Genomic DNA, 13,311 nt, shown 5'->3' on the forward strand with positions numbered 1-13,311 from the left:
GGCAAAATGGTCAGGTTCACGCCGAACGGCTTGTCGGTCATGGTGCGGCACCGCTCGATCTCGGCCGCCAGCGCCTCGGGCGTCGGTTGCGTCAGCGCCGTCAGGATACCCAGACCGCCGGCATTGGACACCGCCGACGCAAGCTCGGCGCGGCCCACCCACTGCATGCCACCCTGGATGATAGGATAGCGCGTGCCGGTAAGCTCGGTGATTCGCGTCTTCATTATCAGGCTCGGCTGCCGCGCATTGCTCTACCGATCCAGGCGAAGTTCATAGCCGCCCCGAAGGACAGCGCCATCAGCAGCAACATTGCCAGATGATAATTGTTCATCGTATCGCGAAGCCATCCTGCAACCGGAGCGCCGAAGGTAAACGGCAGGGTGAAAGCACCCAGAAAGCCAACCACGCGAGGAAACGCCGCAATCCCGAAGAGTTGAGCGACAAGAACTGTAACCAGCGGAAAAATAGCGGCGCCCGATATGCCCATGATGATCATCGCCAGGGCGAGCGCGGGGAACCAGCCACTCATCGAGATCACCACCCAACTGGCTGTCAATCCGGCACCTGCAACACTCAGCGTCCGCGAAGCTCCGAATTTGTCGCAAGCCAGTCCTGCCAGGATGGACCCAAAGATGCTCGCAAGACCCTTGATGGACAGGAGCAGCGCCGCGGAGGAGGCGGCCACGCCGTATTCGGTTGCTATGGCGACAATATGTGCCGAACCGGTGATGGTGCTTGCCTGAAGCACACCTTCTCCGACCAAGATCGCCCAAAATAATGGCTGCGACAGAATAGCAGGCCTTGAAGCCGGATTTTCCGCCACATGTTCTGGTTGCGCGCATTCAGGCGGCTCCGAAACCCCCAGAAGGACCGGCAGAAGACAAATGTGCAGCCCCGCGAGCGCAAGGAACAACGCCGGCAGACCAAATCGCTGCATCATTATCGAGCCAAGCAACGGGATTACCGTTACAAACAGCGGAATATAGGCGATCCCAACCGCTCGCCCACGCGCGTGCGGATGCCAGTTGCCCGCAAGAATACTAGGCGGCAGACCTCCGAGCAGCGAAGCGCCCGGACCAATTGCCAGGGTGCAGATGACAAGCGTGGCTTCAATCGACTGAACAAGGGCAAGCAGAACATAGCCTGTCACCGACAGCGCAAGGCCGAGCATCATCGTGCTGCGCAGGCCGATGCGGGAAATCAATCCTGCCACAAGCGGTCCCAGCCCGCTCATCGCCAGCACGGTCAGCGCAAGAACCATGGCGGCCATGCCCCGCGTCGTATCGAAACGGTCCTGGATCGCTAATATGCTGACGGCGAACCCACCAAATGCGGAGCCTGTGGCCACATTCTGGGCAAGGAACGCCCGAACAAGCATCCTGCGCGCTTTGCGTCTGTCCGGGTCTGCGGCGGCGCGGCGCTGCGCAAGGCTGCTCATATCGTGGCGATCCCCGATGAATGTATAGCGAGAAGTCGAACGTGCCCGCCGGACCAAGCCCGGCGCGCTGATACGTTATCGACGACCACTCCCTTTATGATTTCCGCAGCGATGCGTTATCGATGACGAAGCGGTAGTGGACGTCGCCCTTTTCCATACGTTCATAGGCGGCGTTGATATCCTGGATGTCGATCATCTCGACATCGCAGGTGATGCCGTTGGCAGCGCAGAAGTCGAGCATCTCCTGGGTTTCCGCGATGCCGCCGACATTGGAGCTGGCGACAGACTTGCGGCCCATCATCAGCGGCACATTGTGGAGCGGCGGGTCGATCGCGCCGAGCAGTCCCAGGAGGATGAGCGTGCCGTTCCACGCCAGGGTGGCGACATAGGGATTGACGTCGTGCGCGTTGGGGACGGTGTCGAGGATATAGTCGAAGCTGTTGGCTGCTGCTGCCATCTGCGCCTCGTCGGTGGAGAGCACCACATGGTCAGCGCCCAGGCGCCGCGCTTCCTGCTCCTTGTCGGGACTGCGGGTGAACAGGGTCACCTCCGCGCCCATCGCCTTGGCGAACTTGAGCCCCATATGGCCGAGGCCGCCCAGGCCCACCACCGCCACCTTGTGACCGGGGCCGACCTTCCAGTGGCGCAGCGGCGAGTAGGTGGTGATGCCCGCGCACAGCAGCGGCGCTGCGGATTTGGCGTCCATGCCCTCGGGAATGCGCACCGTGAACTTGTCCGATACGATGATGTTTTCAGAATAGCCGCCATAGGACGGCATGCCGTCATGCCGGTCCATGAAACCGTAGGTCGGCGTTGCGTATTCCACGCAATAGGGCTCTTCGCCCGCATGGCATGGCTTGCACTTCTGGCAAGAGTCCACATAGCAGCCGACTCCGACCATGTCGCCGGGCTGGAACTTGCTGACCTCGCTGCCGACCGCCGTTACCCGGCCGACGATCTCATGGCCAGGAACGGTGGGATAGAGGGTGTATCCGGCATGATTACGGGCGTGGTGAAGATCGGAATGGCACACGCCGCAATAGAGGATGTCGATCGCCACGTCGTCGGCACGCAGGTCCCGGCGGGTGAAGGAGAAGGGCTCCAGATCGGTGTCTGCGCTCTGCGCTGCATAGGCTTTGGTCATGTTGGTCATGGCTTTTTCTAAAGTCCCTGGATGAGGCCAAGCCGCGAAAGGTCGGCCAGATATTTGACGATAAGAGGGCGAGACAGGTGGGGCACATCCTTTGCCGTGCCCACCTCATGCGCGATCACGTCGGCACGGAAGCGCGCCGAAGGAACCGACGTCCCGAACTCGCCGGGCATCTGATATTGTAGCTGGTGCAGCAGCGGCAGGGAGCTTTGCTGCCTTATGCCGTCGGGCAGCGCGCGCAGCGCCGTGCCGAACCGGTCCAGCCAGTCGGCATAGTCCTCTATCCGTTGCACCGGATATCCCGCCGCGTCGATCCAGTCGACGAAGCTGTCGAGGGAAATGCCGTCATCATGGGAGTTGATGACATGATAGGTGCGGTATCCGCTCGTCGCCTTCGCGCCCAGGCCAGCGATGGCTTCAGCCGTGAAGTCCACCGGAAGTCCTGGATAATGGGGCATTGCCGTACCGCTGTAGAAGGATCGCGGCGCCAAGCCCGTCGCCACGATGCTCATGACGAGGCGGGTGAACATGTCGGGGACATTGAGCTGCCCCTCGTAGCGGCTGTGCGCCAGGATCATGTCGGAGCGGAAGGTCGCGACCGGCAGGCCGAAGCGGTCATGCGCATCGCGCAACAACACCTCTGCCGCCCATTTGCTGTTGGCATAGCCGTCGGCATAGCCTTCGCTCGACAGCGGGCGGACCGGGGATGTCGTGCGGACATCGGCATCCTCGTCGATCATCGCGCCCTCCGGCGTATGCGCCGCTGCGACGGTCGAGACATTGTTGACAGGCTTTAGCCGGTGCGTGATCGCAAGGCGGATAACCTCGGCGGTGCCGACCACATTGGGGCCGAACAGCTGCTGATAAGGCAGGACATGGTTCACCAGCGCGGCCGGATGGACGATCAGGTCGACGCTTTGCGCCAGCCTTTCCCAATCGGCGTCGGCAAGGCCAAGCTGCGGTTCGCCCAGGTCGCCTGCCAGAACTTCCAGATGATCCTTGGCAAGCTGGTCAAAGCGGCTTTTGAGTTGCGGATCGCTGTTGAACACCGCGGCGATGCGCTGGCGTGCAGCCTCGCCATCCTGGCCACGGGCAATGCACAGCAGCTTGCCACCCACCGCTGCCATGCGCTCAAGCCATTCCAGGCAGAGGAACCGCCCCAGATAGCCGTTCGCGCCGGTAAGGAACACCGTCCGGACCTCACTCGCAGGCGGCAGGGCGTCCCGCGCCGCATCCAGCACGGCGCCGTCGATGAAGCGATCCAAGGTCAGGTCGCTTGCGCGGATCTCCTTGGCCCCTGCCCCATGCACCGAAGCGAAGGTCGGCCCCTTGGCTCCGCCGCTTCGCCCCCGTTCGATGAACTGGGCGACATCCTGCATGCTTCCGGCAGGACTATTGATGACCGAGACCGGCACCTCCACGTCATACACATCTTCGAGCAGCAAGGAGCAGGACACCGCCGAAAGAGAGTCGCCGCCAAGGTCTGCAAAGCTCATCCGCTTCGACAGGTCGACATCCTCAAGGCCCAGCGTCGCCTTGACCGCGCGGGCGACCGTTTCCAGCACGGGCAGGTCCTTGCCTTCCCGGCGCAGCGTCTCAAGTTCATCCTGCTGGCTAGCCGCGATCCGGTCGTAGACTGCTTCGAGCGCGGCGGTATAGCGCTCCTTGAACTTGGGCCGCTGATATTTGCCGATGCCTGCCAGCAGGCCGTTTTCGGCACTGAAGGGTTCCTGCTCGACGATGAAGTCGCGCGGCACCTCATAGGGTTGCAGCTGTTCGGCGCGCGCTATGGTCTGGATGGCTTCGCGCAATGCATTCTTGATCGCGGCCGGATCATCAGCGATGCCCATCTGCTGGAGCGTCGCCACATTGGGCACGAACACGCCGACCAGGAAAGCGCGCTCGCTGGTTCCGTAGAGATAGACCTGCTTGATCAGCGGATCGCCATTGGTGAAGATCGCCTCCAGCCGGGCGATCGCGACGAACTCGCCCTGAGCGAGCTTCAATACATTGTTGCGGCGATCGACATAGACCAGATGGTCCGGCGCGATTTCCTGCATGATGTCGCCGGTCTTGTAATAGCCTTCCTCGTCGAACACCGCGGCGGTGGCATCGGGGCGCTTGTAATAGCCCAGCATGATGCTCGACGTCTTGATGCGCAGTTCGCCGCGCGGATAGGGCTTGTCGGTCCTGAAGTAGCCAAGCTCAGGCACGTCATCGAGCTTATAGTCAAGGACCGGCGGGCGCTGGATGCGGTTGTCGGCCAGGACGGCGGCGACTTCGGTCGCGCCATAATTATTGCCAAGCTTGTAGCCCAGGCACTCTTCCATGAACTGCAACACTTCAGGGGCAAGCGGGGCCGAGGCGAAGGACGCGACCAGCAACCGCCCGCCCAGGACCACGTCGCGCGTCTCGCGCAGCAGCTCGGCCTTGACCGCATCCATGTCCGCGCCGGGCACGGAGCGCCGTTCCAGCGCGACCTGATAATGCTGGTAAATCATCTCGCACACGCGCGGCACCAGCATCATGTAGGTTGGGCGGCAGATGCGCAGGTCGTCGAACAGTTCCGACAGGTCCTTCTTGCCCGTGAAATAGCCGATCCCGCCAAGGCCCAGCAGCGAGAAGACGATGCTGCGCCCCGATGTATGGTTCATCGGCATGTAGATGAGGTTGATCATCGGCATGGGCGAATCGACCAGCCACAACTGCTTGATCATCCGCTCAGGCAGCATCGCGCCCTTGGGCAGGCCGGTGCTGCCCGACGTATAATAGATGGTGCTCAGCCGCTCTCCATCGGCCTTCTCGAACAAAGGCGCGGGCGGCAGGGCCCTGCCCTTTGCCAGAGCATCGTCCAGCGTGACCAGCAGATGCGCGAGCCCCGCCTCGGCAAGCTTTGCCTGGGCCGCTTCGAACCGCTCGCGCTCGTCATCGACCTGCGGATGATAATCGAACAACAGCAATCCGCGCGGGCGATGGCCCTGGATGACCAGTTGGACCGCGGTCTCGATATATTCCAGGCTGACCGCCAGCCAGCTGGGCGCCACCTCATTGAAGATGGACAGCGACTGTTGCAGCGCCCCATTGGCCTGGAGCGGAACAAGGACGGCGCCATTGTGAATGCCCGCAAGATCAACCGTGACGAAATCCACACTGCCAAAGGCCAGGATGCACAGGAAATGGTCGGCCTTGAGCGGCTGCCCGGCACCGTCATGCCAAAAGGCCGCCAGATGCCGCGCCCGCTCCCAGAGCGCGGCATAGCTCGTGGTCTCAAAATGCTTCTGGATCTCACGCGTGGCGCGGCCCGTTGCCGGATCGACCTTCAACGCCACCGCCCGCTCGGCCAACGCCGCGCGATCGGCATAACCCTCCATGCAGGTCGCCACGATCCGTGCAAAACCCATCCCGCTGACACGCTTGGCCGTGTTGATCAGCGGGTCCGGAAGTGCAGCAGAAACCTGCGTGTCGGTCTCGATCAAAAACTTGAGACGATCCGCAATGCCTGCTGCATAGTCCTCAACAGATACCGTATATTGCGCGCGGTCCAGCTTGTCCTGAATACCCATATCACCTCTCGATTTTTATCTTAATGCGGACAATGATTATATTGCCCTGAACATTTATCTTCGGATCATCTTGCCCCGAATTTTGCACTTTTGATTTGGCAATCCGGATGATCCTACATGCAGCAAGTCAGCCGCGCGAATTCATTGTCCGCTTCGGCTTCATGCTATAAATTGCTTCTTTCACAGCAGGCGATGCTCTGCCGCAAAAGCATGACGAGAATATTTGGTAATCACCAAGTTTTGTCAATGGCGATTTTTTAAGAAGGGCTGGTTTCGCGCGCGCAAGCAGGGGCAAGGCGTTGAAAACCCCCGCCTGACCTTCCTGCTTATACCGCGGTCTCCCGTCGGTTTATATATTCCGGGACTTGATCGGAGCGGGAGGCAGATTCGCTATTTCCGCCGACGTGATCGTCTTCGCCAGGTCGACCAGACCCTTGATCGCAATATTCTTCACGCCGGGCATGCAGGACGCCCACGGCCGGTTATAGCCTGAAAACATCGTCATGCCATCGACCGCACCATAGATGAATATGGCGACCACTGCGGCGTCATCATGACTTAGTGCCGGATTGAGTTGCTCAACCATTCCGGTAATCAGGCGGTGAACATGGCGATGCAGCGCTTCCAGCCGGTCAGCCACGACCTGATTGTGGTTCGCCATCGCCCAAAGCTCAGTGAACAAATGCGCCGTCTGTTTCGTGCTGACATCATCCAGGATGTGCGCGATGAGCCGGGCCAACCCGTCCCCGGCGAGGAAATCAGGCTGCTCCATAGCCCATTTGACCTGCTTTTCACCGGCAAGCAGGATTTCGTCCAGCAGAACCTCGACCAGCATTTCCTTGCGGGGGAAATGGTGGTTCACATGCCCCACCTTCAAACCGCATTCCGTAGCGATGCGCTGAAGCGTAAAGGCGCCCGCGCCTTCCTCCACCAACACATGCAACGCAGCCTTGAGGATCGCGTCTACCGTCTCGGCTCCGCGCGAATAGACGCCAGGCTTCCGACGTCTGGCTGTTTTCAGGTCATCGCTCATCGGTCGCCTATATCTGTCGCCAAGCGGCGATCAGCAAGCGAAACCGACGCGAGGCAACGCGGGAGAGCTATTATATAATCCCGGAAAATGCGGGCTGTTAAGGCGCTCATCGGCAACTCAACTGCATTTCTCAAGCGCACTCTCCTCCCCGCCACCCCAGACCCAAATTTTCCTGATTGACAAAACCTTGTCAATCTCCAAGTATTCGAAGCCAGTCCAGCATGGCAGCATGTCGTTGGACGAGGATGACGGGCGGGTCCCGAATTTTCGGGCAATTTTCTGAATGTGAGGGCGCCTCCTAAGTCGACAAGCGCTTCTGAAAAAGAGGCAGATCAGACCGGACGCGGTCAATCGAAGTAAGGGCCAGATGTTCATTCGTATCGGATGGGCCTGTCTTTGCTACGCCATAAGAACTGGGCTCACACCAGCATAATGACACAGAATAATAATCAATAAAGGGGAAGAATCATGACTATGCGACATTTGACTTTGATCCGGGCGCTGATGGGAACAGCCGTCCTCGTCGGTTGCGCTGGAACGGCCTTTTCCCAGACATCGGCGCGACAGGATGAGCCTGCTCCCACCGCCTCGGCCAGCGGATCGGGCCTTTCGGAAATCATCGTTACGGCACGCAGGCGCGAAGAACGGCTACAGAATGTCCCGATCTCCGCGACCGCGTTCGACGCCAACTCACTGACGCAACGTAACATCTCGAATACGCAGGACCTGCTGGGGCAAGTGCCCTCGCTTGTGGTCGGCGGATCGGGACAGCAGCGCAATACCGAGAATATCACGATCCGTGGTCAAGGCGCGACCTTCAACGCGGCGCCGGGCGTGGTCCTCTATTCGGCTGAAGTCCCGCTGATCGCGGATCAGCGCAACAACGCCCAGAATGGCGGCGGCCTCAACTATTACGACCTCGCCAGCCTGCAGGTCCTGCGCGGGCCGCAAGGCACGCTGTTTGGCCGTAACACAACCGGCGGCGCGGTCCTGTTCGAACCGCAGCGTCCAACCGAACGACTCGAAGGCTATGGCCAGATCCAATATGGCAATTATGATTCGATCGAGTTGCGCGGCGCCCTGAACTTGCCGATTGTCGAAGATGCGCTCCTGCTGCGCGTCGCCGGCATCTATCAGAAGCGCGACGGTTTCACGCACGAAATCACCACGGACACGGACCTGGATAATCGCAATCGCTATTCCTTCCGTGCAGGTTTGACCTGGCGCATGGCGCCCGGCATCGAAAATTATCTCCTCGCGACCGTGGGCCGCGTCCAGGAACATGGCACGGGAACGGTGCTTAATGCTGTCCCGGGCGGCGTTGATCCTCAAACGGGGCTGCCATTCAGCACCTATCTCCAGCAACAGAACGGTCGCGGTATCCGGTCGGTCGCACTCAGCCCGTTGCTTTGGAGCGAACGGACACGCTATTTTTCCATCACCGACATCTTCTCGGCAGAACTTACCGATACTTTGACGTTCCGTAACATCGCCAACTATCAGCATCTGAAGAACAGCGCGCCTTTCGATGGCGATGGCTATCCTGACGATCACAGGCCTCCATCCACACAGGGCGGTACTTTGATCGGCGCCGATGAGATCAGTCCCGGTGGACTTTCAAAGTACAACTACTACACCGATGCACGGCAATATTCTTTTGAGCCCCAGTTTCAGGGCAAGCTCGCGGGGGAAGCGCTCAACTTCACCGTGGGCGCCTATTATGAGAGCGTGAAGCCGCTGGGCGCGCAGTTGGTTTCAGCTTTCAATCCGACCCGTCGCGGCCAGAGGACGATCAGCCAAGCCCTGTATGCACAAGGAACGCTATCCTTCGGCAGCTTGTCAGAAAGCCTTGATGGGCTGCGGCTGACCGCGGGCTATCGCTATACATGGGACAAGCTGACGGCCTTCTCGAACTTCGGGTTGCCCGATGCGCCCGTCACGAGGTCCAGTGCCAAGTTCAAGGCGCCGAACTGGACAGTCGGCCTCGATTATAATGTGAACCAGAACGTGTTGCTCTACGCAAAGGTCAGCCGGGGATACAAGACGGGCGGTGTCGGCACTTCGACCCCTGCACCTGATCTTCGTTCCTTCCAGCCGGAATTCGTAACCGCTTACGAGGGCGGCATAAAAGCCGACTGGCATGTCGGCAGCATTCCGATCCGCACGAACATCAACTATTATTACACAAGCTATAAGGATTTGCAGAGGACCGGGGGAACCGCCTATTTCTACAATGGGCAGCAGGTCTTTGGCGCGCAAACCAGCAACGCGGGCAAGGCGCACATCCAGGGGGTGGAGTTCGAGGGCGAGGTGCGGCCCGCACGCTGGCTCACGCTGTCGGGCACCTATTCCCACACCGCCGCAAAATATGATGAATATACCGCGCCATCCCTGTTTCCCGCCGGCATTCCTGCCTTTGGCCTGCCGCCCGGCTTCGATTGCGGCGTGGGTGTTCCGTTCAATGGCGCAACGGGTCAGTGCGTCCTGACCGACATCCCTTTTCAGTTCACGCCGAAAAACCAGTTCAGCATCACCGGCAGGGTCGATTTGCCGCTTGATGAATCGATTGGGAAGGTCAGCATTTCGGCAACCTATTCCTACATCGATGCGCAATATACGTCACCGTCCAAGGCACCCATTGACGAGCCGTTCGCCTATATCGGCGGCAACTGTCCCCGCGTGAATAGCGGAACCTATGCCGGGTCGGTCCGGTGCGGACCGGGAGATGGCTATGGCTTGCTGGGACTGAACATACAGTGGCAAAATGTCGCTGGATCGAACTTCGATCTTGGCGCTTTCGCCACGAACCTGACCAATGAGAAATATATCATCAGCAGCCAGGGTGTATCCTATCAGAGCGGCTTCAACTCCTACATTTATGGCGAGCCCAGAATGTACGGCATGTCGCTTCGGTATCACTTCGGCACCTGAGCAAGCCCAGCGCAATCGCCTTCCAAACAGGCGATTGCGCTTACCTTCCCCATCGGTCCGCTGGCATCTGGGTAGGATATGTATCAGTCGCTACTGCTCCATGTCGCACTATCAGCCGCACCGTGAAGAGGGCTTGTGCATGAGGCGGCGGTGCTGCAGTCTGGCAGCAGCTATCCCGAACAGCGGCTACCTTCATTGAGGGTGCTACACGCGAACGGCAATGATGGTCGTTTGCAAGACGGCATCCCCAGAGGTGCAAAGTTTGCCTTTTGAGGGCTGTTGGCATTAGTGTGCCAACTCAATTCGCGGCCGCGCGCCCTCTAATCCAGCGTTGGAGATGCGTTTCTGGAGTTAGGAAGAGACATTGCGTGATCTGTCGGGATTGAGACTATTCGTTCTTGCAGCACAGCATAAAAGCTTTGCTGCGGCCGCACGTCAGGCTCAACTCTCCAATGCGTCAATGTCTAGGCAAATAAGTGCGCTGGAGAGAAATCTTTCCGTCAGGCTCTTCAATCGGGGAACGCGTGCTTTGACACTTACGGAGGCGGGCCGAATTTTGCTTGCTCGGTTGCTTCCAATGCTGAGTGAAATGGACGAGATATTCGATAGCGTTTCGCTACTCGAGGCAGAGCCGCGCGGTTTGCTCCGTGTGGCGATCCGTGGGTTGATTGCGTCTCAACGGGTAATCCCCGCATTGCCTGCATTTCTTGACGCTCATCCACACCTTGAGATCGATTTGCAAATTTCAACCGATGAAAACAAGGACCTCGTCACCGAGAATATCGATGTCGATATTCGTTTCGATCTTCCCGACAGTGGCGATTTGGTTGCGAAGCGTCTGGGGCCGATCACCCAGCTGGTGCTCCTGGCTTCGCCAGCTTATCTTGCCAAGCGCGCTGCTCCCATAAGCGTGAAGGATCTGTCCGAGCATTCGGCGATCCTGTACGGCGCACAGGTAGAACAACCGGTCTGGGAGTTCGCTGGCCCTGACGGTGCGACAACGCGGGTCATGCCTGTTGGGCAATTGAGCGTGGATGATGGGGGAATGAACCGCAGCGCGTTGCTCGCAGGTGTTGGCATTGGGATTATGCCGCTTGAGGAGATAAAGCGGGAACTGGCAGGCGGGCGTCTGATCCGTCTATTGTCTGATCATAGGATTATTCGTCCCCGCACCGGAAACGAGGGCATATATGCTGTCTATCAGCGATCGGCGTATCAAACTGGCAAACTGCGGAGTTTCCTCGAATTTCTAGATTGTACCTTCAGGGCGTCGAGCGGGTCAGAAACAATCCCTGGTACGCCCGCTATTTGAGCAATCCGCAACTAGAGTCGTTACGCAGAATGTAACAGTCCGTTCCATGATAAGGGGCTATTGCACCAGCGCGGCAGAAGCTATCGAATGGCGACTCTGCAGCCGATATATAGTTAGATGCTCAATAGGAATTTGTTAGTTTGCAGCTTCACGATGGCTCCGATCTGACAAATAATGGAGGCACTGATAATGCAACCATCGCTGTCCGATAATGTGCGTAGCGCAATCTCACAGGTTTAAGAATTGATCGATTTTTCTTAAAGTAATTATTCAGTATATTGGTTGAAACTGGAAAATGCAGATGTCGTAATTATACTATTAGTCTCATATGATTCACTAATGGTAAATCTTAATTACGCTTTCGGGGTGGGGGCTGCCCGACGGCATCAGTGTTAGCGTGTCGCTGCAACCGACCACTCGAGACCCGCTGTTCGTGACGTGGCAGAAGTCGCAATATCGTTAGGATGAGAGATGACAGGCCTCTTCGATCCGTTTGCTTTGAAAAATCTACACCTGAAAAACCGCATCGTCATGGCACCCATGACGCGCAGCGGCTCGCCTGGCGGCATTCCGGGAAAGAGTGTCGCGCAATATTATCGTCGCCGCGCGGAGGGTGACGTCGGGCTCATCATTACTGAAGGCGTGGGCATTCGACGTCCCGGCTCTTTGAATGATGCTGGATCACCCGTGCTATATGACAATGCAGTGGAGCACTGGGCGCGTGTGGTTGAGGAAGTCCATGATGGCGGGGCGCCCATAACCGCTCAACTTTGGCATGTCGGAGCACGGCCTCGGGAGGGCTTCGGCACCCTTCCGCTTGGAGAGCCTGACAGCCCTTCGGGCTTTGCCTGGCCGGGGATGGCGGTCGGCAAGCCTATGACAGAAGCCGCAATTGCAGACACGATTGCCGCTTATGCGGAGGCGGCCCGCAATGCTGTTGATGCTGGTTTCGATGCTATCGAAATCCACGGCGCTCACGGGTATTTGATCGACCAATTTTTCTGGAAAGCGACAAATCTCCGCACAGATAGGTGGGGGGGCGTCACACTTGCGGATAGGGCCGAATTTGCGGTCGCCGTTATCCGCGCCGTCCGCGACGCGATCGGCACCGATATGGCGCTGCTGTTACGTGTTTCTCAGGACAAGTCGCCAGATGGTAGCATTCGTCTCGCCAATTCACCCCAGGAGATGGAAAGCTGGCTTGCTCCATTGGTTGAAGCCGGCATCGACATGCTCCATTGTTCTGGCATGCGTAACTGGCGGACGGAGTTTGACGGATCGGACCTCAATTTCGCTGGATGGGCAAAGAAGCTGACGGGATTGCCGACGGTTTCTGTCGGGTCTGTGGGGCTTCGGAACCCCGGTTTTGAAGGGTTCATCCCACCTGCCTCTATCGAGGACGTGCTCCGGCGCCTTGATCGCGGCGATTATGACCTGATCGCCCTTGGCCGGGCGCTGATCGTTGATCCCGCGTGGCCGCGCAAGATAAGGGAAGGACGGCTTGGTGAATTGCGGCCTTTTTCGGCTGAGGCGCTAGCTACGCTCGAATGAGGCATGAGGGAGCGATGGTTTCTAGATCTTTGACCTCTGACTCAAAATCGAGACTGCTAACTTCCGGATCTCTGCACACCCGCTATGTTGTGGATGAGAGACGAGATCCAGATATTCCACCTCAGGCGCGTGCTTTCCATAGATGGCCGGTATTCGTATTATAAGAGCATGCAGGGTCAGATAGAGTTGTTGACCTCCTTTTCTAAAAATGGGCCATGATATCTCCGCTCTGTCCAAGAACAGTCTATCTCGTCTAACCGCAATGAAGGCGCATAGTTATGAGCTTGCCGGATCATTTAATCTCGCCCGGCCCGGCAACACAGATATCGACGC

At 58.6% G+C, this 13,311-nt stretch carries 8 protein-coding genes; 3 read left to right on the plus strand and 5 right to left on the minus strand.

What is annotated here, in order from left to right:
* From MU848_RS12565 to MU848_RS12585, 5 genes are all read right to left on the minus strand, one after another.
* The coding region (locus tag MU848_RS12565) for an NAD(P)H-dependent flavin oxidoreductase (RefSeq protein ID WP_247232623.1) at positions 1–224 on the minus strand (224 nt) is incomplete at its 3' end.
* Positions 225–226: 2 nt separating this feature from the next.
* Positions 227–1,438 carry an MFS transporter gene (locus MU848_RS12570; RefSeq protein ID WP_247232625.1) on the minus strand — a complete coding sequence of 404 codons (1,212 nt, stop codon included), beginning with the start codon at positions 1,436–1,438 and terminating at the stop codon, positions 227–229.
* A 94-nt stretch (positions 1,439–1,532) separates the two neighbouring features.
* Positions 1,533–2,591 (minus strand): NAD(P)-dependent alcohol dehydrogenase, encoded by a 1,059-nt coding sequence (locus MU848_RS12575; RefSeq protein ID WP_281494443.1) that lies wholly within the window; start codon positions 2,589–2,591, stop codon positions 1,533–1,535.
* 8 nt (positions 2,592–2,599) lie between these two features.
* Positions 2,600–6,151 (minus strand): carboxylic acid reductase, encoded by a 3,552-nt coding sequence (gene car / locus MU848_RS12580; protein ID WP_247232634.1) that lies wholly within the window; start codon positions 6,149–6,151, stop codon positions 2,600–2,602.
* Between the two features lie 349 nt (positions 6,152–6,500).
* Entirely contained in the window at positions 6,501–7,184 is a 684-nt protein-coding gene (locus tag MU848_RS12585) for a TetR/AcrR family transcriptional regulator (protein WP_247232636.1), read from the minus strand.
* A 468-nt stretch (positions 7,185–7,652) separates the two neighbouring features.
* Between MU848_RS12585 and MU848_RS12590 the strand changes: the two genes are divergently transcribed.
* The 3 genes from MU848_RS12590 to MU848_RS12600 all read left to right on the plus strand — a co-directional run bounded on the left by MU848_RS12590 (position 7,653) and on the right by MU848_RS12600 (position 12,978).
* Positions 7,653–10,115: a TonB-dependent receptor gene (locus tag MU848_RS12590; RefSeq protein ID WP_247232638.1), complete on the plus strand. Its 2,463-nt coding sequence runs from the start codon at positions 7,653–7,655 to the stop codon at positions 10,113–10,115.
* A 364-nt stretch (positions 10,116–10,479) separates the two neighbouring features.
* The gene (locus MU848_RS12595; protein ID WP_247232641.1) at positions 10,480–11,427 is read left to right on the plus strand and encodes a LysR family transcriptional regulator; all 948 of its coding nucleotides are present in this window, start codon (positions 10,480–10,482) and stop codon (positions 11,425–11,427) included.
* A 471-nt stretch (positions 11,428–11,898) separates the two neighbouring features.
* Positions 11,899–12,978: an oxidoreductase gene (locus tag MU848_RS12600; protein WP_247232642.1), complete on the plus strand. Its 1,080-nt coding sequence runs from the start codon at positions 11,899–11,901 to the stop codon at positions 12,976–12,978.
* The last annotated feature ends 333 nt before the right edge of the window (positions 12,979–13,311 follow it).

This window comes from Sphingobium agri (assembly GCF_023051225.1).
GTDB classification, from domain to species: domain Bacteria; phylum Pseudomonadota; class Alphaproteobacteria; order Sphingomonadales; family Sphingomonadaceae; genus Sphingobium; species Sphingobium agri.

What these genes read in the sequence shown, in the direction of transcription:
- MU848_RS12570 (WP_247232625.1), bottom strand. Translation starts at nt 1,438, where the DNA reads ATGAGCAGCCTTGCGCAGCGCCGCGCCGCCGCAGACCCGGACAGACGC.
- MU848_RS12575 (WP_281494443.1), bottom strand. Translation starts at nt 2,591, where the DNA reads ATGACCAACATGACCAAAGCCTATGCAGCGCAGAGCGCAGACACCGAT.
- car (WP_247232634.1), bottom strand. Translation starts at nt 6,151, where the DNA reads ATGGGTATTCAGGACAAGCTGGACCGCGCGCAATATACGGTATCTGTT.
- MU848_RS12585 (WP_247232636.1), bottom strand. Translation starts at nt 7,184, where the DNA reads ATGAGCGATGACCTGAAAACAGCCAGACGTCGGAAGCCTGGCGTCTAT.
- MU848_RS12590 (WP_247232638.1), top strand. Translation starts at nt 7,653, where the DNA reads ATGACTATGCGACATTTGACTTTGATCCGGGCGCTGATGGGAACAGCC.
- MU848_RS12600 (WP_247232642.1), top strand. Translation starts at nt 11,899, where the DNA reads ATGACAGGCCTCTTCGATCCGTTTGCTTTGAAAAATCTACACCTGAAA.